Origin of the sequence: Rhodoplanes roseus (assembly GCF_003258865.1) — a bacterium.
In the GTDB taxonomy this organism is placed as follows: domain Bacteria; phylum Pseudomonadota; class Alphaproteobacteria; order Rhizobiales; family Xanthobacteraceae; genus Rhodoplanes; species Rhodoplanes roseus.
Map to the genome: position 1 here is coordinate 1 of NZ_NPEX01000674.1, position 405 is coordinate 405.

Consider the following 405-nt stretch of genomic DNA (forward strand, 5'->3'; position numbering starts at 1 on the left):
ACATCCTCGGCGCAGGCTCAGGCAATGACGAGGTCGCAGGTGGTGCAGGCGCTGATACGATCTACGGCGCTGCGGGCAATGATACGATCTTCGGCGGCGAGGACGATGACGTCATCTACGGCGGCTCCGGCAACGACGTGATCTATCTGGGCTCTGATTCGTACTCATATGACGTCTATGCCGCCGGCCCGAACAATGGCGACGACACCGTCTACGGGTTCGAGGATGGTCGTGACCACATCGATCTCTCCGAAACCTCGATCGACAGTACCGCCAAGCTCGATGCCGCTCTTTCGACCGACGCCTCCGGCAATGTCGTCATTAGCTTCGCCGAAGGCGGGAGCATCACGATCGACGGCGTGACTGCGGGGGAGTTCAGCATCTCCGACGTTTATTTCTGACCTC

General features: G+C 59.8%; 1 protein-coding gene. It reads left to right on the forward strand.

What is annotated here, in order from left to right; all coding sequences use genetic code 11:
* On the forward strand, positions 1–401 hold a 401-nt coding region (locus tag CH341_RS34790; protein ID WP_425376233.1), incomplete at its 5' end, for a M10 family metallopeptidase C-terminal domain-containing protein.
* Positions 402–405 lie beyond the last annotated feature (4 nt).